The organism is Xylanimonas sp. McL0601 (assembly GCF_049852175.1).
Taxonomy (GTDB): Bacteria; Actinomycetota; Actinomycetes; order Actinomycetales; family Cellulomonadaceae; genus Xylanimonas.
The window spans coordinates 1,266,319-1,290,469 of the sequence record NZ_CP187527.1 but is presented as its reverse complement, the minus strand read 5'-3'; the positions used below and the strand labels follow the sequence as shown (position 1 = coordinate 1,290,469).

Sequence of the window (24,151 nt, the reverse complement as noted above, 5' to 3'; positions counted from 1 at the left end):
TCCGCCCTGAGCTCGCATCGAGTGGGTACCCTCCGCCCATGAGCGCAGACGCCGACGTCGTCGTCATCGGAGCAGGCCTGTCCGGCCTGGTCACCGCCACCGAGCTCGCCGACGCCGGACGCCGCGTCGTCGTGCTGGACCAGGAGCACCCCGACTCGCTGGGCGGGCAGGCCTGGTGGTCGTTCGGCGGGCTGTTCCTCGTCGACTCCCCCGAGCAGCGTCGCGTCGGGGTGCACGACACCGCCGAGCTCGCCTGGGACGACTGGCAGGGGTCCGCGAACTTCGCCCCGGGCGCCGAGCTCGGCGAGGGCCCCGACCGGCACGGCTACGCCTGGGCCAAGGGCTACGTCGAGTTCGCCGCCGGCGGCATGCGCTCCTGGCTGCACGGCCAGGGCGTGCGCTGGTTCCCGCTGGTGCAGTGGGCCGAGCGCGGCGGGTACGCCCTGGGCCCCGGCGGCGCGCACGGCAACTCGGTGCCGCGCTTCCACGTCACCTGGGGCACGGGCCCCGCGATCCTCGCGCCCTTCGTCGCGCGCGCCAAGGCGCACCGCGACGCCGGGCGGCTCGAGATCCGGTTCCGGCACCGCGTGACGTCGCTCGTGGTCACCGACGGGCGCGTGATCGGTGTCCGCGCCGAGGTCCTGGCCGACGACGCCGCGGCTCGCGCCGCGCTGCCGTATGGCGGGCGGGCGGCGCCGTCGTCGCGCGACGTCGTGGGCGAGGTGGAGCTGACGGCGGGCGCCGTCGTCGTCGGCACGGGCGGGATCGGTGCCAACCATGACCTGGCGCGGGCGCGGTGGGCGCCGGCGGCGGGCGCTCTCCCGGCGCGCATGCTCCAGGGCGTGCCCGACTCGACCGACGGGCTCATGCTCGGGCACGCGGCCGCCGCGGGGGCCGCGCTGATGCACGAGGACCGCATGTGGCACTACCCCGAGGGCGTCGCCGACCACTCGCCCGTCTGGACCAACCACGGCATCCGCATCCTGCCCGGGCCGTCCTCGCTGTGGCTCGACGCCGACGGGAAGCGGCTGCCCGCCCCGCTCTTCCCCGGGTTCGACGCCCTCGGCGCGCTGCAGCACGTCACCCGGCACGGGCACGACCACTCCTGGTTCGTGCTCAACAAGGCCATCCTCGAGACCGAGCTCGCCCTCTCCGGGTCCGAGCAGAACCCCGACCTCACCGGGAAGGACGTGCGGCTGCTGACCAAGCGCGTGCTGCCGGGCGCCGTCGGCCCCGTGGCGCGGTTCGCGAACGAGTCGCCCGAGTTCCTCTGGGCGCCGACGACAGCGGCGCTCGCCGCGCGGATGAACGAGCTCACCGCCGCGACGCCCGGGTCGTCCGGGCGCGTTGACGCCGACGAGCTCACGCGCATCGTGGCGCTGCGCGACGCTCAGGTGGTCTCCGGGCTGGGCAAGGACCCGCAGGTGACCGCGACCGCCGCCGCCCGGCGCTTCTGGGTCGACCGGCGCATGCGCGTGGCGACGCCCCGCGCACTCACCGACCCCAAGGACGGTCCGCTGCTCGCGGTGCGGCTCTCGGTGCTGACGCGCAAGACCCTCGGCGGGCTGTGGTGCGACGCGACCGGGCGGGCGCTGCGTGCGGACGGCTCGGTGCTCGACGGGCTCTGGGCCGTGGGCGAGGCCGCGGGCTTCGGCGGCGGCGGCGCGCACGGGCACCGCGCGCTCGAGGGGACGTTCCTGGGCGGCTGCCTGCACACCGGGTACGTGACCGGGCGGGCGGTCGCCGCCACGCTGTGACGCCGCAGCGGCGGCGCGCGACGGCGGGCCCGCGCCCCTGCGGGCGTCGGTTCGTGGGTCGGGGTTCGGTTCGTGGGACTGAGCCCACGAACCGAACCCGGACCGTCGAACCGCCGCGCGTGCACCGCTCGCCGACTCGGGCCGCGATGGATGGATATCGGCCGCCAACCGGTGGTATGCCGCGTCCACCGCGCGCGTCGGCTATCCACGCTCGTTAGCGTGGTCCGCGTGACGACGAGCGCGAGCAGACCCAGCACCCCGGCGGCGACGGCGCAAGGCGCGACGATCGAGACGCCGGCGGCCCCGAAGAAGCCCGCAACCCGCCGGAAGGCTCCCGCGAAGGCCCCGGTCGAGCGAGGCACGACCCCCGACCCGGCGCCCGCGGCCACCAAGCCGGCCACCAAGCCGGCCACCAAGCCGGCCACGAGGAAGCCCACCGCCGCGAAGGCGGCCGCCACCACGCCCAGGCGCACGCCGGCCAAGACCGCGACCGCGAAGACCACCGCGGCCACGAACACGGTCACGAGGACCGCCGCAGCCGCCGAGACCCACGCCACGGCCGACGCCTCGGTCGCCGGCGTCCGCGAGCCGACCTCGCACCACGTCCCCGTCGTGGTCCCGGCCCCCACCCCCGAGCCGGCCCCGCACGCACCGATCGGCCGCGTCCCCGTCCTCGAGGTCTCCCCCGTCGTCGAGGGCGGCCGCTGGCCGGCCAAGGCGAGCGTCGGCGAGGTCGTGCCGGTCGAGGCGACCGTGTTCCGCGAGGGCCACGACGCCGTCAACGCGACCGCCGTGCTCGTCGCCCCGGACGGCACCGTCCACCAGACCGCCCCGATGCAGGACGTCGCGCCGGGCCTCGACCGCTTCCTGGGCTTCCTGCAACCCGACGCCGAGGGCGACTGGTCGTTCCGTGTCGAGGCATGGGGCGACCCCTACGCGGGCTGGGCGCACGACGCCACGATCAAGTTCGAGGCCGGCATCGACCAGGACCTCATGCTCGACGAGGGGATGCTGCTGTTCGAGCGCATCACCGCGCCCGAGGCGCAGGCCGTGCGCAGCCTCGAGGACGCGCAGGTCCTCGACGACGCCGCCCGCGCGCTCGCCGACACGTCCCGCCTGCCCGAGGCCCGCCTCGCGATGGCCACCACGCACGCGGTCAAGGAGGCCCTGAAGCGCAGCCCGCTGCGCGACCTGGTCTCGCCGAGCGCAACCTACCCGCTGCGGGTGCACCGCCGTCGGGCGCTGTACGGGTCGTGGTACGAGATCTTCCCGCGCTCCGAGGGCGCCACCCGCGCCAAGGACGGCACCTGGACGTCGGGCACCTTCGCCACCGCGGCCGAGCGCCTGCCGGCCATCGCCGGCATGGGCTTCGACGTCGTGTACCTGACGCCCGTCAGCCCCATCGGCACCCAGTACCGCAAGGGCCGCAACAACTCGCTCGACGCGAAGCCGGGCGACCCGGGCAGCCCGTACGCCATCGGCGCGGCCGAGGGTGGGCACGACGCGATCCACCCGGACCTAGGCACGGACGACGACTTCCGCGCGTTCGTCCGGAGCGCGGCCCAGAACGGCCTCGAGGTCGCCCTCGACCTCGCGCTCCAGTGCTCCCCGGACCACCCGTGGGTCACCGAGCACCCGGAGTGGTTCAAGACGCGCGCCGACGGCAGCATCGCCTACGCCGAGAACCCGCCGAAGAAGTACCAGGACATCTACCCGCTGTACTTCGACAACGACCCGATCGGCCTGCGCGAGGCGGTGCTGCACGTGGTCGAGGTGTGGATCGAGCGCGGCGTCACGCTGTTCCGCGTCGACAACCCGCACACCAAGCCGCTCGACTTCTGGGAGTGGCTGCTCGCCGAGGTGCACGCGAAGCACCCCGAGGTGCTGTTCCTCTCCGAGGCGTTCACCAGGCCCGCGATGATGCAGACGCTGGCCCGGATCGGGTTCCACCAGTCGTACACGTACTTCACCTGGCGCAACACCAAAGAGGAGATCCTCGACTACCTGCAGGAGGTCTCCGGCCCGCAGGGCTCCGTCATGCGCCCGTCCTTCTGGCCGACGACGCACGACATCCTCCCGCCGTACCTGCAGCACGGCGGAGTCGGAGGCTTTGCCGTCCGCGCGGTGCTCGCCGCCACCGGCAGCCCCACGTGGGGCATCTACTCCGGCTACGAGCTGGTCGAGAACGTGCCCCGCCCGGGTGTCGAGGAGCAGGTCGACAACGAGAAGTACGAGTTCAAGCCGCGGTCCTGGGCCCACGCGGACGCCATCGGCATCTCGGTGCTGCTCGGCCGCCTCAACGAGGTGCGCCGCGAGCACCCCGCGCTGCAGCAGCTGCGCAACCTCACGGTGCACCAGTCCGACAACGGCAACGTCCTCGCGTACTCGCGCCGCGTGCGTGCCGAGCACCTGCCGCTGGCGAGCGGCGACGGGAGCGCGCCGGCCGGCCATACCGACGACGTCATCCTCGTCGTCGTGAACATCGACCCGTGGGGCACGCAGGAGACGACGGTCCACCTCGACCTCGAGGCGCTCGGCCTGGTGCCGCCGCCCGGCACCGACGGGAGCGCCCCGTTCTTCGTGGCGCACGACCTGCTCACCGGCGAGTCCTATCCGTGGGGCGCGCACCCGTTCGTGCGCCTCGACCCGCGCACGCAGGTGGCCCACGTGCTCCAGGTGGGCATGGGATGAGCACCACCGACATCCCGCGGCCGGTGACGCAGCCCCTGCCGATCCAGGCCTTGCCGCCCAAGCGTCAGCCCGAGCCGCCGGGTCTCGGGCGGCCGGGGCTGGTCGACGACCCGGACTGGTACCGCAAGGCCGTCTTCTACGAGGTGATCGTCCGCGCGTTCTCCGACGCCGACGGTGACGCCACCGGCGACATGCGCGGCATCATCCAGCGGCTCGACTACCTCCAGTGGCTCGGCGTCGACTGCCTGTGGCTGCCGCCGTTCTACCCGTCGCCGATGCGCGACGGCGGGTACGACGTCTCCGACTACACGGCGATCGCCCCGCAGTACGGCACGACGGCGGACTTCACCGAGCTCATCGAGGAAGCGCACGCCCGCGGCATCCGCGTCGTCGTCGACCTCGTCATGAACCACACGAGCGACCAGCACCCCTGGTTCCAGGCGTCGCGCTCGGACCCCGAGGGGCCGTACGGCGACTTCTACGTGTGGAGCGACGACAACACGCGGTACGAGGACGCGCGCATCATCTTCGTCGACACCGAGACGTCCAACTGGACGTTCGACCCGGTGCGGCGGCAGTACTTCTGGCACCGGTTCTTCAGCCACCAGCCCGACCTCAACTTCGAGAACCCGCGCGTCGCGGAGGCGATGCTCGACGTCGCGCGCTTCTGGCTCGGCATCGGCGTCGACGGGTTCCGCCTCGACGCCGTGCCGTACCTCTACGAGGCCGAGGGCACCAACTGCGAGAACCTTCCGGAGACGCACGCGTTCCTGCGCAAGGTGCGCCGCGTGATCGACGCCGAGTTCCCCGGCCGCATCGTGCTCGCCGAGGCGAACCAGTGGCCGCAGGACGTCGTCGACTACTTCGGCACCGACGACGAGCCCGAGTGCCACATGTGCTTCCACTTCCCGGTGATGCCGCGCATCTACTACGCGCTGCGTGACCAGCGGGCCCGCCAGATCCTCGACATCATGGCGGACACGCCGGCGATCCCGGCGAAGGGCGGCCAGTGGTCGACGTTCCTGCGCAACCACGACGAGCTGACGCTCGAGATGGTCTCCACCGAGGAGCGCGCGTCGATGTACGGCTGGTACGCGCAGGACCCGCGCATGCGCGCCAACGTCGGCATCCGCCGTCGGCTGGCGCCGCTGCTCGACAACTCGCGCAAGGAGATCGAGCTCGCGCACGCGCTGCTCCTGTCGCTGCCGGGCAGCCCCTGCCTGTACTACGGCGACGAGATCGGGATGGGCGACAACATCTGGCTGCCCGACCGCGACGCCGTGCGCACCCCCATGCAGTGGACGCCGGACCGTAACGCCGGCTTCTCCACGGCCGACCCCGGCAAGCTGTACCTGCCGCTCGTCCAGTCGCTCGTGTTCCACTACGCGCAGCACAACGTGGAGGCACAGCTCGCCCAGCCGACGTCGCTGCTGCACTGGGTGCACGGCATGCTCGCGGTCCGCCGCCTCCACCCGACGTTCGGCACCGGCGACTTCGTCGCCCGGGAGGCCGGCGACGAGGCGATCCTCGCGTTCACGCGGTCCGACGACGAGACGCTGCTGGTGGCCGCCAACATGTCGGCCACGGCACGGTCCGCCGGCATCAAGCTGCCGGGCTTCGAGGGCTGGACCCCGGTCGACGTCTTCGGCGGCGCGACGTTCCCGACCATCAGCGCCGACGGCACGCTCACGATGACCTGGGGCTCGCGCGACTTCTACTGGCTGCGACTCGCCCCGCCCGAGCCCCCGACCGAGGCGAGCGAGCGGTGACCACCGTGCGCGACGGGGCGCACGTCGCCTCGGCCGGGACGCACGTCCCGGCCGAGGTGACCGACCTCGTCGCCGCGTGGGCGCCGGGCCGCCGGTGGTACCCGGGCGGTGTCCCCGGGCTGGCCACGCCGTGGCTCGAGGTCACGTTCGACGGCGCCGACGACGTCGTCGTCGCGCTGCTGCTCCTGGGCACCACGGTGCTCCAGGTCCCGCTGGTGGTCCGCCCCAAGGGTCGCGGGAACGACGACACCGACCCCGGGTACATCGGCACTGCCGCCGGGCTGGCGGTGCACGACGGCGGCGTCCACCCGGCCGCGTGGGTCGCCTACGTCCGGGCCGCAGGGCTCGACCCCGACGTCAGCGACGGGCGCGCGATCGCGGGCGAGCAGTCGAACACCTCCGTGGTGCTGCCGAGGGTGCGTCCCGACGGGGCAGCGCACGGCGCGATGCTCAAGATCCTGCGGACGGTCGCGGGCGGGGCCCACCCCGACGTCGTCGTCCCGCAGGCGCTGACGGCCGCCGGGTTCAGCGGGACCCCCCGTTACCTCGGAGACGTCGAGCTGCCGCCCGTACCGCAGCTGCTCGAGTCCACCCACCACCTGGCCGTCCTCGCCGCACTCGTCCCCGAGGCCCGCGACGGGTTCGAGCTCGCGTGCGAGCACGCCCGTGCGGGCGAGCCCTTCGACGCCCTCGCGGCCGAGCTGGGCGACGTCGTCGCGCGGCTCCACGCCACGCTGCGCGAGGCCCTGCCGACGCCCGTGACGCTCGACCCGTCCGCGTTCGTGGCCGGGCTGCGCCTGCGCGCCGACGCCGCGGTCGAGGCCGCACCTGCGCTCGCCCCCCACGCCGACGCCATCCGGCACGAGCTGGACGACCTGCAGTCCCGCCTCACCCCAGTACCGCTCCAGCGCATCCACGGCGACCTGCACCTCGGCCAGGCCCTCTATGGTGCCGACGGCTGGCAGCTGCTCGACTTCGAGGGCGAGCCGCAGCGGCCCGTCAGCGAGCGCACGGCCCCCGACCTTCCGCTGCGCGACGTCGCGGGCGTGCTGCGCTCGTTCGACTACGCCGCGGCCGTCGGCGGAGCGCAGGACCCTGCCTGGGCGGCGCGGGCGCAGACGGCGTTCCGCGACGCCTACCGCGCCGCCTCGGGAGGCATGGTCGACGACGCCGTCCTGCGCGCGCTCGTGCTCGACAAGGCCCTCTACGAGGTGGTCTACGAGACCCGCCAGCGCCCGCAGTGGGTGCCGATCCCGCTGCGTGCCGTGGAGCGACTGCTCGCGGAATGACGCCCACATCGCGGGCCCGGTACACCCTGGAGACGCGGCGGCTTCGACGAGGTGGAAAGGTGGGCAGCATGACGACCGGCCCTGTCAGCACGCCCCCGTCCGCCCCCGCCGTCGACCCGGCGGTCTTCACCGCCGTCGCGCAGGGGCACACCCACGACCCGCACTCGGTGCTCGGCCCGCACCTGCTGCCGGCCGCCCCGGACGGGTCCGCCTGGGCAGTCGTGCGTGCGCTCCGGCCGCTGGCCGACGAGGTCGTCGTGGTCACCGGCGACGCCGAGGTTCCCGCCCGCCACGAGGCCGCCGGCGTGTGGGAGGCCGTGGTGCCCGCGCCGGTCGGCGAGGACGGCTCGGTCCACGCCCCCGACTACCGCATCCGCACGCGCTACGGCACCGACGTGCAGACCGCTGACGACCCCTACCGGTTCCTGCCGACGCTCGGCGCCGTGGACCTGCACCTCATCGGCGAGGGCCGGCACGAGGAGCTGTGGCGCGCGCTCGGCGCCAACCCCTGCCGCTACCCGAGCCTGCTCGGCGACATCGAGGGCACCGGCTTCGCGGTGTGGGCCCCGAACGCGCGCGGCGTGCGCCTGGTCGGCGACCACAACCGCTGGACGCCCGTGCACCCGATGCGCTCGCTCGGCTCGACCGGCGTGTGGGAGATCTTCGCGCCGGGCGTCGGGGAGGGCACGCGGTACAAGTACGAGATCCTCGGCGCCGACGGCGTATGGCGGGCCAAGGCCGACCCCATGGCCAAGGGCACCGAGGTGCCGCCCGCGACGGCCTCCGTCGTCGTGCACACGCAGCACGAGTGGGACGACCTCGACTGGATGACGGCGCGCGCGAAGCGCGACCCGCACTCGGGCCCGGTGAGCGTGTACGAGGTGCACCTCGGCTCGTGGCGCCCGGGCCTCAGCTACCGCGACCTCGCCGAGCAGCTGACCGCCTACGTCGTCGAGCACGGCTTCACGCACGTCGAGCTGATGCCCGTCGCCGAGCACCCGTTCGGCGGGTCGTGGGGCTACCAGGTGACGTCGTACTTCGCGCCGACGGCGCGGTTCGGCCACCCCGACGATCTGCGCCACCTCATCGAACGGCTGCACCAGGCCGGCATCGGCGTCATCGTCGACTGGGTGCCCGCACACTTCCCGAAGGACGACTTCGCGCTCGCCCGCTTCGACGGCACGCCGCTGTACGAGCACGCCGACCCGCGCCGCGGCGAGCAGCCCGACTGGGGCACGCTCGTCTTCGACTTCGGCCGGCGCGAGGTGCGGAACTTCCTCGTCGCCAACGCGACCTACTGGTTCGAGGAGTTCCACGTGGACGCGCTCCGCGTCGACGCCGTCGCGTCGATGCTTTACCTGGACTACTCGCGCAAGGACGGCGAGTGGACACCCAACCAGTTCGGCGGCCGCGAGAACCTCGAGGCGATCTCGTTCCTGCAGGAGGCCAACGCCACGGCCTACCGCCGGTCCCCTGGCGTCATGATGATCGCCGAGGAGTCGACCGCGTTCCCGGGCGTCACCGGCCCGACGTCGCACGGCGGGCTCGGGTTCGGCCTCAAGTGGAACATGGGCTGGATGAACGACTCGCTGCGCTACATCGCGGAGAACCCGATGTACCGCCGCTACCACCACGGTGAGCTGACGTTCTCCCTCATCTACGCGTTCTCCGAGCAGTACGTGCTGCCCATCAGCCACGACGAGGTCGTGCACGGCAAGGGCTCCCTGCTGCGCAAGATGCCGGGAGACCGCTGGCAGCAGCTCGCGGGCGTCCGCGCGTTCCTCACGTACATGTGGACCCACCCGGGCAAGCAGCTGCTGTTCATGGGCCAGGAGTTCGCGCAGGACGCCGAGTGGAACGAGGGCGTCGGCCTCGACTGGTGGCTGCTCGACAACCCGTCGCACGCCGCCGTCCAGCGCCTCGTCCGTGACCTCAACGCGCTCTACAAGGCCACGCCGGCGCTGTGGGAGCGGGACTTCACGCCCGACGGCTTCGAGTGGATCGACTCCAACGACGCCGACCACAACACCCTCGCCTACGTGCGCAAGGGCGTGGACGGCCAGCCCGTCGTCGTCGTGGTCAACTTCGCGGGCGTGCCGCACGAGGGCTACCGCCTCGCGCTGCCGTCCGGCGGCTCGTGGCGCGAGGCGTTCAACACCGACGCCGAGATCTACGGCGGCTCGGGCGTGGGCAACCTGGGGGCGGTCACGGCCGAGCCGGTGCCGTGGCACGGCCGGGAGCACTCGGTGGCGGTGCGGGTGCCCCCGCTGGGCGCGATCGTCCTGGTCCCGGAGGCCTGACGCTTCAGTACAGGCTCAGCGCCAGGCGCTGGCGGGCCTTCGCGACGCGGGGGTCCGCCGGCCCGACGATCTCGAAGAACTCGAGGAGGCGGACGCGCAGCCGCTCCTTGGCGTCCGCGTCGGATCCCGGCAGCAGCTCGAGCAGACGGTCGAACGCGTCGGTCACCTTGCCACCCAGCATGTCGAGGTCGGCCACGGCGAGCTGGGCGTCCACGTCCGACGGCGCGCCGGCCGCGACCGTGCGCACTGCCTGAAGGTTCGCGTCGCGCGTGCGCAGCAGGAGGCGTACCTGGGCGAGCCCCGCCGTCGCGAACGTGTCCTTCGGGTCCTGGCGCAGCGCCTTCTCGTACGCCGCGACCGCGGCCTCGTAGTCGCCCTGCTCGATGGCGTCGTAGGCGTCCTGGTGCAGCGGCGGGAGCTCGGGCTCCGGCTCCTCCTGCGGGGCCGGCTCGGCGCCGTCGGCGCCAACGCCCTGCGCCGGCGCGCGGCCCGTGACCCCGTTCTGCTCCGCCGCCGCGAGCACCTGGTCGAGCACGTCGCGCACCTGGTCCTCGGGCGCCGAGCCCGCGAACAGCGGCAGCGGCTGCCCCTGCAGCACGGCGACGACCGTCGGCACGCCCTCGACGCGGAACGCCGCGGCGATCTGCGGGTACGCCTGCGCGTCGACGCGGGCCAGCAGGAACCGCCCTGCGTACTCGTCGGCGAGCCGCCCCAGCAACGTGCCGAGCTCGGTGTTCGCCTGGTCCGTCGGGATCCACAGGAGCACGACGACGGGGTAGGTGGCGGAGTCCTGCACGACGCGCGGGAAGGACTCCTCGCTCAGGTCCAGCACGTAGCCGCCCGCGGCGGGTGCCCCGCCGGGTTCCCCCGGGGGCGGCGACTGCGGGCGCTGGAGCGCGGACAGGTCGACGGCGCCGCGCACGGAGAAGGCCGGCTCAGAAGGGGTGCTCATGGCCCCCATCTTGTCAGCCCGCCGCCGGTGCGCGCCCGTCCTCCGCGCGATCAGCTCACGGACGCGGACGTCTGGACGTGCGAGTAGCCGAGCAGCTTGACCTTCTGGTCCGAGCCCGCGGGCGGCACGTACAGCGCCACCATGTCCGAGAACCCGCTCGTGAGCTTGTTCGTCGGGTTCTGGCCCTGCAGCAGCGCCTGCGCCGTCTTGGTGGACGGGGCGAGCGTCGCGCCCTGGACCGCCTCCATGCGCTCGGTCGCGTCCAGCGCGGCCATCACCATGGCGCCGCCGTCAGCCGTTCGCACGGCCTGGATCGGGGCGCCCGCGGTGGGCGTGAACGTGAAGGTGTACGTGCCCCGGATCGACTGGTTGTCCGGCTGGAGCGCCGCGATCTGCGCTTCCGTCGTCGACTTGATCAGGGCCCGGAACGGGTCCTCGCCGGCAGGCTCGAACGTGTCCACGAACGCCGACTGGTCGCCGGTGGTGAGCAGGTCCGCGTACTGCGCGACGACGTCCTTCGGCGAGACCAGGAGCGACTTGTCGTCGGGCGCGAGCAGCTCGCTCCCCAGCTTGGCGTCCGCGAACGCCGGCATCGTCACGCCCGGGCGCAGCTGCACCCAGCCCCAGAGCTTGTAGTGGGCGCGCGGGGAGTCCTGCGTCAGCGCGATGAGACGTGGCGGCTGGAGCTCGTCGGTCGCCTTCGTGATGGCGAACGACGTGCGCGGCCACGTGTCCGAGGTCGGCAGGATGATCTGCAGGTACTCCGTCGGCAGGTCCGTGACCAGGTCCGCGCTGCCGCGGATCTTGGCGACCTCGAGCTGGCTCTTGCGCACCGTGAGCGCCGGGCCCGTCACACGCGGGGTGAGCTTCGCCGGGTCCATGGCCTCGGTGGCCGTGGCGAGCACCTTGTTGACGGCGCCGAGCAGCGCGGTGTTCTGGTCCACCGAGAGCACGGGACCCTCGGTGGCCGGGTCCGCGGCGGGCGTCGGCGGGGCCGCAGCACAGCCGCTCAGCAGCAGGCTCGCCGCGAGCAGGCCGGCGACCGCGGCCCACCGCGCGCCGCGCGTGCGGACGGTCGTGTTCGTGCTCATCGGGCGCCTCCCTCGGCGTCGTGGTTGTCGGTCGCGTCCGGGTCGAAGCCCCAGGCCTGCCGCCAGGCCTGTGACCGGCTCGCCCGCGTGGGCGGTGCGTCGGGGCCGAGCTCCGGCGTCGGCGTCGGGGGCGGCGTCGTGCGCACCGCAGGGATGGACCCGGTGAGGGCGCGCAGGCGGCCCGTGAGGCCGGTCTGCTCCGCCGCCTTGCGGGCCTCCTCCTGCGCACGCAGCTCGCGGCGGGTGAGGCGGGCCATCGAGCCCGTCGCGGTGAGCGGCTCGGCCTGCTCCGGCACGGGGGTCGGCTGAGGCTCCGGCGCCGGCTGAGGCTCCGGCGCCGGCTGAGGCTCGGGCGCCGCCTGCTGCCGTGCGCCGCCGAAGACGGGGGCGAACGGCGAGCGGCGCGGCGTGGCCGCTGACGCGGGCGCGTCGGTGCTGCCCCAGCGGAGCGTGGGTGCGGGCGGCTCCTGGGGAGCCTCGCCGGGAGCGGCCTCCGCCGCGTCCGGCGTCCCTGCGGCGGCGGCCTCGTCGACGCCGGACGGGCGACGGCGAGACCGGCGGCTCAGCAGAGCCGCCGTCACCGGCTTCGCCGCCCGGTCCTCGTCAGCGGCTTCGTCGCCCGCGGTCTCGGCCGGGGTCCCGGCCGGCGCCGCGGCCGGCGTGCCCTCGGCGTCGGGCGCGGCGACGCCGGGCGCCCCGTCGGTGCCCGTGGCGCCGGCCTTCGCGGGCCGCGCGCGGCGGGGCAGCAGCAGGAGCGCGAGCCCGCCGAGCACGAGGAGAGCCCCGGTGGCCACGCCCGGCCATAGCCACTGCGTCGAGGCCTCGCGGGGCCAAGTCAGCTCGATCGTCGGCGCCTTGGCGCCGTCGCCGACGCCGGCGGCCAGCAGCGACCACCGGCCAGGACGGTCGTCCCAGCGCAGGCTCGCGGTGCCCTCGCCGGCCGCCTGGGCCACCCACATGTCGTTGCCCGCGGGGTTCGCGCCGGTCGTGGGCTTCGGAGCCGCCTGCCCCTCGGCGGGTGCCGGGATCTCAGGGACGACGCCGGAGACCGCCAGCGTCGTCCAGTCGTGCAGCCCGCGCACCCGCGTGTAGTGGTCGATCCCGACCCAGCCGTCGACGTCGACGTCGCGACCGATCGCGAGCACCACCTTGCCGTCGCCGGGAACCGTGGCGGCCACGGTGACGTCGGCGCCCACGAGCTCGAGCACGCCGGGGTCGGACACGACGAGGGTCCCGTCACCCTGTGGGGTGGCGGTCGCGACGACGGAGTCCGACTGATGCCAGACTGTGGCCGAGGCGATGCCCAAGCCGGCCGAGGCCAGTCCCAGGACGATCAGGATGGTCCCGAGCAATCTACGGAGCACCGAGCGTTTCCCTTCCGTTGGCGCGCACGAACGACATCCCAGGATAGGGACGCCCGGTGGTTCCTGGTCCAGGCCGGGGCCACCCGACCACCCCTCTCGCAGCGCGAGGACCGGATCTGCACCAGTCCTTCACTCCGACCCTCGCGAGCGCAAGGTGTGGCCGTGTGGCGAACGCCGCACGATTCGGTGCATTTTCCCCTCTTTGACCCGCTCGTTCCGGTGTCCCGTGCCGGACGCGCCCACTATCCTGGCGCGAGCGTCCTTCCTCGCCCCACCCCTTTCGGAGGTTCCGCCGTGTCCGACGAGCGCACGCTCTTCCCGATCACCATGCGCGGCTACGACCGCGCCCAGGTCGAGAACCAGCTGGCCCGCCTCGAGCAGGCCGTCGACGAGGCGCGCCGCCACGTCGAGGCCTCCGACGCGCGCTCCATGCAGCTGCAGTCCGAGCTGGCCGAGGCGCAGCGCCAGCTCCGGGAGCTGGACCGTCCGTCCTACGCGGGTCTCGGCTCGCGCATCGAGCAGCTCCTGCGCTCGGCCGAGGAGCAGTCGGCCGACGTCCTGACGCAGGCCAACCAGCAGTCCGCCGATGTGATGGCCCGCGCCAAGCTCTCCGCGGGCCAGGTGCGGGCGCGCGCCGAGTCCGAGGTCTCCGAGCTGCTCGGCTCCGCCCGCCGCGAGGCGGAGGAGATCCGCGCGACGACGGGCGCCGAGGCCGAGGGCAAGCTGCTCGCCGCACAGCGCCGCGCCGAGGAGCTGGTCGGCTCCGCCGAGCGCGAGGCGTCGCTCATCGCGAGCACCATCCAGGCCGAGGAGTCGGAGCGCCGCGCGAGCCTCGAGCGCGAGCTCGGCGTCCTGCGCTCGACGACGGAGCGCGAGGTCACGGAGCTGCGCCTCGCCACCGAGCGCGACACCGCCCAGCTGCGCGCCCAGTCCGCTGCCGACTCGGCCGCGCTGCGCCAGGAGGCCGAGCGCGAGGCCAACGACCTGCTCGAGTCGACGCGCCGCGAGGCCGCGCGCATCGTGGCCGAGGCCAAGCACCACGCCACGGAGGCGTCGCACGCCGCCGCGACGGAGATCGAGGAGCTGCACGAGGCCGCGCGCCGCGCGCTCGCCGACGCCGAGCTCGACGTCGCGCAGCGCCGCGAGCAGGTCGAGCGCGAGGCCGCGGAGCGCCACCGGGTCGCCAAGGAGGAGACCGACAAGCTCATCCGCACGGCCGAGGACCACGCGTCCGAGGCGGAGAAGCGCGTCGCGGTCGCCCTCCAGCAGGCCGAGAAGGTGCGCGCCGAGTCCGATCAGTACGTGAAGGACCTCGTCGGCGAGTCGCGCCGGACGGCCGACCGCATCGTCGCCGAGGCCCGCGCGTTCGCGGATCAGACGGTCAACGACGCCCGCTCCGAGTCCGAGGCTCACCGGAGCGCGGCGCAGCGCCAGTTCGAGGACCTCTCGCGCAAGCAGGAGTCGATCAACACGTACCTCGACGAGCTGCGCGGCCTGCTCGGTGCCGAGAAGGGCGAGGCGGCGGAGCCCGCGTCCCAGCCCGTCGGCACCGTCAGCGCGCCCAAGCCCGCGAATACCCCGGGCAGCACCCCAGGGCAGGCGGCACGGGCCGCCGCTTCGGTGCGCACCACACCGGCCGAGCAGTCGGCGGACGAGTCGGAGGAGCACGCGCCCGCCTGACGCGGGCTCAAGCGACTACCGGTGGCGGCGCATCACTCGGCGATGCAGCAGTGCAAGCGCCGCCGCCACGGTCCGTGGGTCCTCGAGCGGGCTCAGGTGGCCGGCACCGGGCACGACCGTCAGCGCCGCGTCGGACGCCGCGTGCACCATGTGCTCCGCGTCGGCGAGGGGCGTCAGCGTGTCCTCGGCACCGACCACGACGGCGATCGGCCCCGAGAACCGCCGCAGCACGGCGGTGCGGTCGGGGCGCCCGGCCATGGTGCGCAACGCCCAGGCGAGTCCTCGCGGCGCCTGCGCGTGCACCCACGCGTCGAGCGTGGGGAGCAGCTGGCGGCGGTCCCGCAGGCTCGTCTCCCCCAGCAGCTGTGACGGCAGAGCGAGCATCGGCTGCAGCGACTGGTTCATCTCCAGCTCGTGCGCGATGCGTAGGCGGTTGTCGCGGGCCTCAGGCGTGTCCGCCGTCGACTTGGTGTCCACCAGACCCAGCGCCGAGACGAACGCCGGGTGCCGATCAGCCAGCGCCAGCGCCGCGTACCCGCCCATGGACAGTCCGACGACGACGGCGTTCGCGATCCCCGCGCCCTGGAGCGTGTGGTAGATCGCGTCGGCGACCAGATCCATGCTCGGGGCGATGTTGCCGGACTCGCTGTAGCCCTGGCCGGGCATGTCGACGGCGACGGCCCGGACGTTGACGGGTAGTGCTGCGGCCGCCGCCGTCCAGACGCGATGGTCCAGCGGAAACGCGTGGATCAGCACGATCGGGAGGCCCCCGCCGTCGTGGAGCTCGTGCAAGGCCAAGGTCGGCAGCGGGGTCATCGTCGTCATCGTCGCCCTCCGTCGGGTCAGGGTCCAGGTCGAAGTCTTGCTCAGGCGTCGGCAGAGGCCGGAACGGTGCTGGACTCACCGTCCCACGCCGTCGGCAAGGGCGCCTGGCCGGGGCGCACGTGCGAGACGATCTCGTCCAGCACGCGTCGCACCGCCGGTTCGCCCACCCACAGGTGCTTGGCGCCGTCGACGCCGATGACCTCCGCCTGGGGCACGCGCGCGAACCGGCGGCGGGCCTCGTCGGGCTGGAGGTAGTCGTCGTGCTCGGGCACCAGGACGACGAGCGGACGGCCGAAGTCTGACCACCTGCTTAGGTCGGCGTCGGTCGCTCGGTGGAGCGGCGGGGACAGCAGGATGGCGCCCTCGATGCTCGGGTCCGCTCCGTGCTTGAGGATCAGCTCGGTGCCGAACGACCAGCCGACCGCCCATCGCCGGGGCAGACCGTGGAACTCCGCGAACTCGTAGGCGGCCTCGACGTCGTACCGCTCGGCCTCGCCGCCGTCGAACTCGCCCTCGGACGTGCCGCGGGGCGACGACGTGCCGCGCGTGTTGAAGCGGAGCACCGCGAGGCCGGCGAGCGCCGGCAGCCGCCAGGACGCCTTGCGGAACACGTGCGAGTCCATGTATCCGCCGTGCGTGGGCAGCGGGTGGAACGTGACGAGGGTCGCGGCGGGTTCGACGTCGACGGGCCGCGCCAGCTCGCCGACGAGCGTCAGGCCGTCGGCCGTGTGCAGCTCGATCTCCTCGCGCAGGGCGGGCAGGACGGTCAGCGAGCGGATCTGATGCGGCACGCTTCCGAGCCTAGTCGGCGGGACCGGCCCGATCAGCGAAGGCGAGAGCGACGTTCCCAACAGCTCCGGTGCCAGTGCCGGCGGGCGTCGAGGCCTGCGGCCTCTCCCCCGATGGCGTCCCGCGCCCAGGCCACCACGTGCGACGTTCCGGCAGGGATCTCCTGCTGGCAGCCTGGGCACCGGTAGGACTTGTCGCCGCCGTCGACCGTGCGGACGGTCCACTCGCCGTCGTCGGCCGAGAGGTGGCGCAGGCCGCCGCGCGCCCGGTCGAGGTCGACGGGCACGTGCTCCGCACCGTAGGGACGATGGGACGATCGACGGGATGACGGCATGCCCTCATTCTGGCCGATCTCTGCACAGGGCGTCCGGGTTCGGCGGCTAGCATGGGCCGGACTCCGACCGAAGGAACCCTTCTCGTGAACCTCCGCATCTCCGCCGGCGCCGCCGTGCTCGCGCTGGCCGCCGCCCTGGCCCTCTCGGGCTGCTCGTCGGACAGCAGCAACGGCTCGACGCCGTCGCCGTCGCCGACGCCGTCGCCGTCGTCCACCGCCGCGGCCGGCAACCCCACGCCGACGGCGCAGGACGTCGCCGCCCTGGCCGGCGTCAAGGTCGAGGGCAAGGCGGGCGCCGAGCCGACGCTGAGCTTCGACAAGCCGTTCACGGTCTCCGTGCCGACGACCCGTTCCCTCGAGAAGGGCACCGGCGACGCGCTGAAGGAAGGCCAGCTCCTGCGCCTCCACTACGTGATGTACCAGGGCGACGGCACGCGCCTGGGCTCCTCGTGGAAGGAAGGCAAGGGCAAGCCCGAGTCCATCGTGCTGGGTGACAAGAGCCTCGGCGTGATCAACGACGCGCTGTCCGGCGCGAAGGTCGGAGCCCGCGCGCTCGTGGCGAACCCGACCGCGAGCAAGGACGGCACCACGACGACGCTGCTCATGCTCATGGAGGTCGCGAGCGTGGGCGCCGCGCGCGCCGAGGGCGAGGCCGTGACGCCGGCCGCCGGCCTGCCGACCGTCACCCTCGCGGACAACGGCGAGCCGTCGATCAAGATCCCCTCGGGCTACGCCGCGCCGAAGGACCTCGTCGTCCAGCCGCTGATCAAGGGCTCGGGGGCGGCCGTGACCGCTGAGCAGACCGTCACGGTGCAGTACACGGGCTGGACGTTCGACGGCAAGAGCTTCGACTCCTCGTGGACGAACGGCTCCCCTGCGACGTTCCAGCTCTCGCAGGTCATCAAGGGCTGGACCAACGGTCTCGCCGGCCAGACGGTCGGCAGCCAGGTGCTGCTCGTGATCCCCGCGGACCAGGCGTACGGCGCGGAGAAGAGCGACTCCAACGCGCTGGCCGGCCAGCCGCTGGTCTTCGTCGTCGACATCCTCGACGCCCAGTGACATCCCGCCTGTAGACACACGGCAGAGGCCGCCTCCCGTTGACCGGGAGGCGGCCTCTTTCGTCTGTTGCGGGCTCTTACGCGGACGCGAGCGTCGTCGGACGCTCCGGGTGCAGCCATGAGAGCACGCCGGGCCGGCGCGTGCGGACCTGGGAGGCTCGCGCCTGAGTCTTCGCGGTGCGGCGGGCGGCGATCAGCTCGTCGGCACGACGACGGCTCTCGAGGCTCTGGACCAGCTCGGCCTCGCGCTGCTGGTGGAGGAGGTGGGCGACGTTCTGGTCGAGAGACATGATCGGCTCCTTCAGGCTCCGGCTCGGCTGCCGGCTGGTGCGTTTTCGACAAAACCGACTCTGCCCGCTGAGGCGCGCCTGGCGGATCGGGCAGATGCCGCATCTTTCGCGTCCGGTTCCGGCGCGGACTGCCTTAGGCCGGCACCCGGCCGCCCTAGGGCATCCCGCACGGGGTTCTGTCGATGTCCTGATCCGATCTCCTGTGTCTTCAGACGTCGGCACGCAAAGAGGGCCCGGAACCGCAGAATCCTGCGGTTCCGGGCCTCATCAGCCCTTGCGGGCTACTGGGCCTGAGGTGACGCTCAGAAGTCCCAGTCGTCGTCGGTCGTGTCCACGGCCTTGCCGATGACGTACGACGAGCCCGACCCCGAGAAGAAGTCGTGGTTCTCGTCCGCGTTCGGGCTCAGCGCCGCGAGGATCGCCGGGTTGACGTCGGTCTCCTCCTTGGGGAACAGCGCCTCGTAGCCCAGGTTCATCAGGGCCTTGTTGGCGTTGTACCGCAGGAACTTCTTGACGTCCTCGGTGAGGCCGAGCTCGCCGTAGAGCGACTCGGTGTACTCGACCTCGTTCTCGTACAGCTCGAAGAGCAGCTCGTACGTGTAGGCCTTGATCTCGTCCTGCTCGACCTGCGAGATGCGCTGCAGGCCCTTCTGGAACTTGTAGCCGATGTAGTACCCGTGCACGGCCTCGTCGCGGATGATGAGGCGGATCAGGTCGGCCGTGTTCGTGAGCTTCGCGCGGCTCGACCAGTACATCGGCGCGTAGAAGCCCGAGTAGAACAGGAACGACTCGAGCATCGTCGAGGCGACCTTGCGCTTGAGCGGGTCGTCGCCCCGGTAGTACTCGAGGACGATCTCGGCCTTGCGCTGCAGGTTCGGGTTCGCCTCCGACCACGCGAACGCCTCGTCGATCTCCTTGGTGGAGATCAGCGTCGAGAAGATCGAGGAGTACGACTTCGCGTGCACGCTCTCCATGAACGCGATGTTGGTGTACACAGCCTCCTCGTGGGGCGTCAGCGCGTCCGGGATCAGCGAGACCGCGCCGACGGTGCCCTGGATGGTGTCCAGCAGCGTGAGGCCAGTGAACACGCGCGTGGTCATGAGCTTCTCGGCCTCGCTGAGCGTGGCCCACGACTGGATGTCGTTGGACACCGGGACCTTCTCGGGCAGCCAGAAGTTGCCGACCAGGCGGTCCCAGACCTCGGCGTCCTTCTCGTCCTCGAGGCGGTTCCAGTTGATCGCGGTGACGCGATCGATGAGCTTGAGCTTGCCGGTGGGGGCCATGTGTTCTTTCCCGATTCCCGATGGTTTGCCTAGAGCATGCAGGAGACGCAGTCCTCCACGGACGTGCCCTCGAGAGCCAGCTGCCGCAGACGGATGTAGTAGAGCGTCTTGATGCCCTTGCGCCACGCGTAGATCTGCGCCCGGTTGACGTCGCGCGTGGTCACCGTGTCCTTGAAGAACAGCGTCAGGGACAGCCCCTGGTCCACGTGCTGCGTCGCCGCGGCGTACGTGTCGATGATCTTCTCGAACCCGATCTCGTACGCGTCCTGGTAGTACTCCAGGTTGTCGTTCGTCATGTAGGGCGCCGGGTAGTACACGCGGCCCAGCTTGCCCTCCTTGCGGATCTCGATCTTCGCCGGCACCGGGTGGATCGACGACGTCGAGTTGTTGATGTAGCTGATCGAGCCCGTGGGCGGCACGGCCTGGAGGTTCTGGTTGTAGATGCCGTGCTCCATGACCGAGGCCTTGAGCTCGCGCCAGTCGTCCTGCGTCGGGATCGCGACCCCGGCGTCGGCGAAGATCTGCGCGACGCGCGCCGTCGCCGGCTTCCACTCCTGCTCGGTGTACTTGTCGAAGTACGTGCCGCTCGCGTACGTCGAGTCCTCGAACCCGCCGAACGCCCGGCCGCGCTCGATCGCGAGGCGGTTCGACGCCGCGATCGCGTGGAAGGCGACCGTGTAGAAGTAGATGTTCGTGAAGTCGATGCCCTCCTCGGACCCGTAGAAGACGCGCTCCCGGGCGAGGTAGCCGTGCAGGTTCATCTGGCCGAGGCCGATGGCGTGGCCCAGCTCGTTGGCGAGCTTGACCGACGGCACCGACTCGATCGACGTCTGGTCGCTCACAGCGGTCAGCGCGCGGATCGCGGTGTCGATGGTCTTGCCGAAGTCGGGCGAGTCCATGGCCTTGGCGATGTTGAGCGAGCCGAGGTTGCACGAGATGTCGCGGCCGACGGTGTCGTACGACAGGTCCTCGTTGAACGTCGACGGCGTCGAGACCTGGAGGATCTCCGAGCACAGGTTCGAGTGGGTGATGCGGCCCTTGATCGGGTTCGCCTTGTTCACCGTGTCCTCGAACATGATGTACGGGTAGCCCGACTCGAACTGCAGCTCGGCCAGGGTCTGGAAGAAGTCGCGGGCCGAGATCGTCGTCTTGCGGATGCGGTCGTCGGCGACGAGCTCGTCGTACTTCTCCGAGATCGAGACGTCGGCGAACGGCACGCCGTAGACGCGCTCGACGTCGTACGGCGAGAACAGGTGCATGTCCTTGTTCTGCTTCGCGAGCTCGAACGTGATGTCGGGGATCACGACGCCGAGCGACAGCGTCTTGATGCGGATCTTCTCGTCGGCGTTCTCGCGCTTGGTGTCGAGGAACCGCAGGATGTCCGGGTGGTGCGCGTGCAGGTACACGGCGCCCGCACCCTGGCGGGCGCCGAGCTGGTTGGCGTAGCTGAACGAGTCCTCGAGCAGCTTCATCACGGGGATGACGCCGGACGACTGGTTCTCGATGTGCTTGATCGGGGCGCCGTGCTCGCGGATGTTGCTGAGCAGCAGGGCGACACCACCACCGCGCTTGGAGAGCTGCAGGGCCGAGTTGATGCCGCGCGCGATGGACTCCATGTTGTCCTCGATGCGCAGCAGGAAGCAGCTGACGGGCTCGCCGCGCTGGGCCTTGCCCACGTTGAGGAACGTCGGCGTCGCCGGCTGGAACCGGCCCGAGACGACCTCCTCGACGATCTCGCGCGCAAGCTGCTCGTCACCGTCGGCGAGGCCCAGGGCGACCATCGAGACGCGGTCCTCGAAGCGCTCGAGGTACTTCTTCCCGTCGAACGTCTTGAGCGTGTACGACGTGTAGTACTTGAACGCGCCCAGGAACGTGTCGAAGCGGAAGTCCTTCGAGTACGCGAGCTGGAAGAGCTCCTTGACGAAGGCGGGCGAGTACTTCGCGAGCACCTCGGCCTCGTAGTACTTGTTCTCGACCAGGTAGTCGAGCTTGGCCTCGAGCGTGTCGAACGCGACCGTGTTCGGGTTCACGTGCTGGAGGAAGTACTGGCGGGCCGCCTCGCGGTCCTTCTCGAACTGGATCTTCCCGTCCGCCCCGTACAGGTTCAGCATCGCATTGAGCGCGTGGTAGTCGAGCTGCAGGCTCTGCACGGGCACCGGTGCCCCCGCCGCCGGCGTGCTCACGCCGAGATCAGTGACTGTCGTTGCCAAAATCGTCCCAATCCGTTGCGGACGCGCTGGGCGTCCTCGGCCGTCCCCAGGAGCTCGAAGGCATACAGGTACGGGACCTGGCACTTCGCGGAGATGATGTCGCCGGCGATGCAGTATGCAGCGCCGAAGTTGGTGTTGCCCGCCGCGATCACGCCGCGGATCAACGACCTGTTGTGCTCGTCACCCAGGAACCGGCGGACCTGACGCGGGACGGCCCCGCCCTCGTTCCCCCCGCCATAGGTGGGGGCCATGAGGACGTACGGCTCGTCCACGGTCAGGAAGCCGTCCGACGGGCGGAGCGGGATCCGGTGCACCGCGAACCCGAGCTCGTCCAGCCGTAGCTTCAGGACGAACCGGTGGGTGTTCTCGGAGACGCTGGAGAAATAGACGAGCGACGTCATGTCACTCTCCCGATGTGTGACTCTCCTCGCCGCGCCGGCGGGGCGCGTCGCGGGGTTCCGTCAGGCGGTCGCGGCCTGGCGGGCCGCGGCGAGCGCGCCGATCTGGTCCGGGCGGAAGCCCGACCAGTGGGTGTCACCGGCCACGACGACCGGCGCCTGCAGGTAGCCGAGGCCGCGGACCATCTCCAGCGCCTCGGCGTCCTGCGTGATGTCGACGACCGAGTACTCGATGCCCTTCTTGTCGAGGGCGCGGTAGGTAGCGTCGCACTGCACGCAAGCCGGCTTGCTGTAGACGGTGATGCTCATGTTCGCTCCCCTGACCAGGACTGACACCGGTGAAGTTACGTCGGTGTTGTTCACGCGGGGGCCTGATGGTCCCGCAGGCCTCGAACACTACACCTAGTGGTGTGCGCGCGCGCCACAACGAGATGTTGTGGTCGGGCGTGTCGTGTGACCATGCGCACGATCGTGCCACGAGCCACCGACAGAGCCGCGGAACGCCGCGGGAAACGCCGGGGAACGGGTCAGGCCCGGGTGGCCCAGCAGGGCACCCGGGCCTGATCGCCGTGACGAAGATCGCGGCTCAGACGGCGCCGACCGCCGCGGGCTCGACCGCCTCGACCGACGGCAGAACGCCCGTCGTGGCCAGGCGCCGGAACCAGTGGGCGGAGTCCTTCCAGACCCGCTCGAGCGTGTCGTAGTCGACCCGGATGATCCCGAACCGCTTGGTGTAGCCCCAGCCCCACTCGAAGTTGTCGAGCAGCGACCACGCGAAGTACCCGCGCACGTCGATGCCGGCGTCGAGGGCCTGCAGCACGGCGTCGGTGTGGTCGTGCAGGTACTGCACGCGGCGCGGGTCGTGGACGCGCGCGGTGCCGTCGTCGCCGACCGACACCTCGTCGTCGAACGCTGCGCCGTTCTCCGTGATCACGAGCGGGAGCGTCGGGTAGCGCTCGGCGGTGGCGACGAGCAGCTCCGTGAGCCCCGCGGGCTCGATGTTCCACCCCATCGCCGTGAGCGGCGGGGTCGGCGGGACGAACTGGACGTCCTCGGAACCGACCCAGGCCGAGAACTGCGACGGGCGGTGTCCGTCGCCCTCCTGGGCGGGCACCTCGCCCGACACCGGCTTCCGCACGGTGTTCGTCGCGTAGTAGTTGACGCCGAGGGCCGTCAGCGGCTGGTTGGTGATGGCCAGGTCGCCGTCGTGCACGAAGGACCAGTCCGTCAGGTGCGCGGTGTCCTCAAGCAGGTCGGCGGGGTACGCGCCGTCCAGGAGCGGGCCCGTGAACGCGCGGTTGGCGACGGCGTCGATGCGGCGCACCATCTCCACGTCCTCGGGCGCGTCGGACGCCGCCCGGAGCACGTGGAAGTTGAGCGTGATCGACGTCTTCGCCTCCGGGAGCACCTCCCGGATCGCCTGGATGCCGAGCCCGTGGGCCAGGCAGAGGTGGTGCACGGCCGCCAGTGCGGCCGCGGGTTCGGTGCGCCCCGGGGCGTGCACGCCCGAGGCGTAGCCGAGGTAGGCCGAGCACCAGGGCTCGTTCAGGGTGGTCCACACCTCGACCCGCTCGCCGAGCTGCTCGGCCATCAGGCGCGCGTAGTCGCCGAACGCCTCGGCGGTCGAGCGCACGGCCCACCCGCCCTCGTCCTCGAGCTCCTGGGGAAGGTCCCAGTGGTAGAGGGTGACCCAGGGGGCGATACCGCGCTCGCGCAGCGCGTCGAGCACGCGCACGTAGAAGGCGACGCCCTCGGGGTTGAGCGGTCCGCGACCACCAGGCTGCACGCGCGACCAGGAGATGGACAGGCGGTAGGCACCGACTCCGAGCTCGGCGAGGTGCTCGACGTCCTCCTCCCAGCGGTGGTAGTGGTCGGCGGCCACGTCGCCCGTCTCGCCGCGGTCCACCTTCCCCGGGGTGTGCGAGTAGGTGTCCCAGATCGACGGCGTCCGGCCGCCCTCGGCGGCGGCGCCCTCGATCTGGTAGGCCGCGGTCGCGGCGCCCCAGAGGAAGCCGGGCGGGAACGTGCGGGCTGGTGTGGTCACGGCGTCCTCGGTGTGATTCGTAGCGGT

Annotated in this window: 19 protein-coding genes; 7 read left to right on the top strand and 12 right to left on the bottom strand. The window is 72.0% G+C overall.

What is annotated here, in order from left to right:
- Nucleotides 1-38: 38 nt before the first annotated feature.
- The 5 genes from ACO4JP_RS05840 (at nt 39) to glgB (ending at nt 9,806) form a co-directional block, all read left to right on the top strand.
- The gene (locus ACO4JP_RS05840; RefSeq protein WP_425956443.1) at nt 39-1,757 is read left to right on the top strand and encodes an FAD-binding dehydrogenase; all 1,719 of its coding nucleotides are present in this window, start codon (nt 39-41) and stop codon (nt 1,755-1,757) included.
- Nucleotides 1,758-1,976: 219 nt separating this feature from the next.
- On the top strand, nt 1,977-4,448 hold the full coding sequence (locus ACO4JP_RS05835) for a maltotransferase domain-containing protein (RefSeq protein ID WP_425956442.1): 2,472 nt from the start codon (nt 1,977-1,979) through the stop codon (nt 4,446-4,448).
- Nucleotides 4,445-6,217 carry a maltose alpha-D-glucosyltransferase gene (gene treS / locus ACO4JP_RS05830; RefSeq protein WP_425956441.1) on the top strand — a complete coding sequence of 591 codons (1,773 nt, stop codon included), beginning with the start codon at nt 4,445-4,447 and terminating at the stop codon, nt 6,215-6,217. The genes ACO4JP_RS05835 and treS overlap by 4 nt, the downstream gene beginning before the upstream one ends.
- Nucleotides 6,214-7,506, top strand: a complete 1,293-nt coding sequence (locus tag ACO4JP_RS05825) for a phosphotransferase (RefSeq protein ID WP_425956440.1) — start codon at nt 6,214-6,216, stop codon at nt 7,504-7,506. The genes treS and ACO4JP_RS05825 overlap by 4 nt, the downstream gene beginning before the upstream one ends.
- Nucleotides 7,507-7,574: 68 nt before the next feature.
- Nucleotides 7,575-9,806, top strand: a complete 2,232-nt coding sequence (gene glgB, locus ACO4JP_RS05820) for a 1,4-alpha-glucan branching protein GlgB (protein WP_425956439.1) — start codon at nt 7,575-7,577, stop codon at nt 9,804-9,806.
- Nucleotides 9,807-9,810: 4 nt separating this feature from the next.
- On the opposite strand, the gene ACO4JP_RS05815 is transcribed toward glgB, so the two are convergent.
- The 3 genes from ACO4JP_RS05815 to ACO4JP_RS05805 are packed head-to-tail and all read right to left on the bottom strand — an operon-like array spanning nt 9,811 to nt 13,213.
- Nucleotides 9,811-10,758, bottom strand: coding sequence for a tetratricopeptide repeat protein (locus tag ACO4JP_RS05815; protein ID WP_425956438.1), 948 nt, complete (start codon nt 10,756-10,758; stop codon nt 9,811-9,813).
- A 50-nt stretch (nt 10,759-10,808) separates the two neighbouring features.
- Nucleotides 10,809-11,849, bottom strand: a complete 1,041-nt coding sequence (locus ACO4JP_RS05810) for a hypothetical protein (protein WP_425956437.1) — start codon at nt 11,847-11,849, stop codon at nt 10,809-10,811.
- Nucleotides 11,846-13,213 (bottom strand): hypothetical protein, encoded by a 1,368-nt coding sequence (locus ACO4JP_RS05805; protein WP_425956436.1) that lies wholly within the window; start codon nt 13,211-13,213, stop codon nt 11,846-11,848. The genes ACO4JP_RS05810 and ACO4JP_RS05805 overlap by 4 nt, the downstream gene beginning before the upstream one ends.
- Nucleotides 13,214-13,507: 294 nt before the next feature.
- On the opposite strand from ACO4JP_RS05805, the gene ACO4JP_RS05800 reads away from it, so the two are divergent.
- Nucleotides 13,508-14,893 carry a hypothetical protein gene (locus ACO4JP_RS05800; protein ID WP_425956435.1) on the top strand — a complete coding sequence of 462 codons (1,386 nt, stop codon included), beginning with the start codon at nt 13,508-13,510 and terminating at the stop codon, nt 14,891-14,893.
- A 15-nt stretch (nt 14,894-14,908) separates the two neighbouring features.
- Here ACO4JP_RS05800 and ACO4JP_RS05795 read toward each other — a convergent pair whose 3' ends face one another.
- Genes ACO4JP_RS05795 through ACO4JP_RS05785 form a run of 3 tightly spaced genes read right to left on the bottom strand, consistent with a single transcriptional unit; the run spans nt 14,909 to nt 16,793 of the window.
- Nucleotides 14,909-15,718, bottom strand: a complete 810-nt coding sequence (locus tag ACO4JP_RS05795; protein WP_425956434.1) for an alpha/beta fold hydrolase — start codon at nt 15,716-15,718, stop codon at nt 14,909-14,911.
- A gap of 41 nt (nt 15,719-15,759) precedes the next feature.
- Nucleotides 15,760-16,509, bottom strand: coding sequence for an alpha/beta hydrolase (locus ACO4JP_RS05790; RefSeq protein ID WP_425956433.1), 750 nt, complete (start codon nt 16,507-16,509; stop codon nt 15,760-15,762).
- Nucleotides 16,510-16,541: 32 nt separating this feature from the next.
- Nucleotides 16,542-16,793, bottom strand: a complete 252-nt coding sequence (locus ACO4JP_RS05785) for a hypothetical protein (protein ID WP_425956432.1) — start codon at nt 16,791-16,793, stop codon at nt 16,542-16,544.
- A 132-nt stretch (nt 16,794-16,925) separates the two neighbouring features.
- Here ACO4JP_RS05785 and ACO4JP_RS05780 point away from each other — a divergent pair, with 132 nt between their 5' ends.
- A complete protein-coding gene (locus ACO4JP_RS05780; RefSeq protein ID WP_425956431.1) occupies nt 16,926-17,900 on the top strand; it encodes an FKBP-type peptidyl-prolyl cis-trans isomerase in 975 nt (324 codons plus the stop codon).
- A gap of 76 nt (nt 17,901-17,976) precedes the next feature.
- On the opposite strand, the gene ACO4JP_RS05775 is transcribed toward ACO4JP_RS05780, so the two are convergent.
- From ACO4JP_RS05775 to ACO4JP_RS05750, 6 genes are all read right to left on the bottom strand, one after another.
- Complete coding sequence (locus ACO4JP_RS05775) at nt 17,977-18,189, bottom strand: hypothetical protein (protein ID WP_425956430.1); 213 nt, start codon at nt 18,187-18,189, stop codon at nt 17,977-17,979.
- A 302-nt stretch (nt 18,190-18,491) separates the two neighbouring features.
- Nucleotides 18,492-19,472 (bottom strand): class 1b ribonucleoside-diphosphate reductase subunit beta, encoded by a 981-nt coding sequence (nrdF, locus tag ACO4JP_RS05770; protein ID WP_425956429.1) that lies wholly within the window; start codon nt 19,470-19,472, stop codon nt 18,492-18,494.
- Between the two features lie 29 nt (nt 19,473-19,501).
- Complete coding sequence (nrdE, locus tag ACO4JP_RS05765; protein ID WP_425956428.1) at nt 19,502-21,655, bottom strand: class 1b ribonucleoside-diphosphate reductase subunit alpha; 2,154 nt, start codon at nt 21,653-21,655, stop codon at nt 19,502-19,504.
- Complete coding sequence (gene nrdI, locus ACO4JP_RS05760; RefSeq protein WP_425956427.1) at nt 21,652-22,083, bottom strand: class Ib ribonucleoside-diphosphate reductase assembly flavoprotein NrdI; 432 nt, start codon at nt 22,081-22,083, stop codon at nt 21,652-21,654. The genes nrdE and nrdI overlap by 4 nt, the downstream gene beginning before the upstream one ends.
- Nucleotides 22,084-22,143: 60 nt before the next feature.
- Nucleotides 22,144-22,389 carry a glutaredoxin-like protein NrdH gene (gene nrdH / locus ACO4JP_RS05755; protein WP_425956426.1) on the bottom strand — a complete coding sequence of 82 codons (246 nt, stop codon included), beginning with the start codon at nt 22,387-22,389 and terminating at the stop codon, nt 22,144-22,146.
- Between the two features lie 277 nt (nt 22,390-22,666).
- Nucleotides 22,667-24,124 carry a GH1 family beta-glucosidase gene (locus ACO4JP_RS05750; protein ID WP_425956425.1) on the bottom strand — a complete coding sequence of 486 codons (1,458 nt, stop codon included), beginning with the start codon at nt 24,122-24,124 and terminating at the stop codon, nt 22,667-22,669.
- Between the last annotated feature and the right edge of the window lie 27 nt (nt 24,125-24,151).

What these genes read in the sequence shown, in the direction of transcription:
- glgB (WP_425956439.1), top strand. Translation starts at nt 7,575, where the DNA reads ATGACGACCGGCCCTGTCAGCACGCCCCCGTCCGCCCCCGCCGTCGAC.
- nrdH (WP_425956426.1), bottom strand. Translation starts at nt 22,389, where the DNA reads ATGAGCATCACCGTCTACAGCAAGCCGGCTTGCGTGCAGTGCGACGCT.
- nrdF (WP_425956429.1), bottom strand. Translation starts at nt 19,472, where the DNA reads ATGGCCCCCACCGGCAAGCTCAAGCTCATCGATCGCGTCACCGCGATC.
- ACO4JP_RS05775 (WP_425956430.1), bottom strand. Translation starts at nt 18,189, where the DNA reads ATGTCTCTCGACCAGAACGTCGCCCACCTCCTCCACCAGCAGCGCGAG.
- nrdI (WP_425956427.1), bottom strand. Translation starts at nt 22,083, where the DNA reads ATGACGTCGCTCGTCTATTTCTCCAGCGTCTCCGAGAACACCCACCGG.
- ACO4JP_RS05810 (WP_425956437.1), bottom strand. Translation starts at nt 11,849, where the DNA reads ATGAGCACGAACACGACCGTCCGCACGCGCGGCGCGCGGTGGGCCGCG.
- ACO4JP_RS05815 (WP_425956438.1), bottom strand. Translation starts at nt 10,758, where the DNA reads ATGAGCACCCCTTCTGAGCCGGCCTTCTCCGTGCGCGGCGCCGTCGAC.
- ACO4JP_RS05840 (WP_425956443.1), top strand. Translation starts at nt 39, where the DNA reads ATGAGCGCAGACGCCGACGTCGTCGTCATCGGAGCAGGCCTGTCCGGC.
- ACO4JP_RS05795 (WP_425956434.1), bottom strand. Translation starts at nt 15,718, where the DNA reads ATGACGACGATGACCCCGCTGCCGACCTTGGCCTTGCACGAGCTCCAC.
- treS (WP_425956441.1), top strand. Translation starts at nt 4,445, where the DNA reads ATGAGCACCACCGACATCCCGCGGCCGGTGACGCAGCCCCTGCCGATC.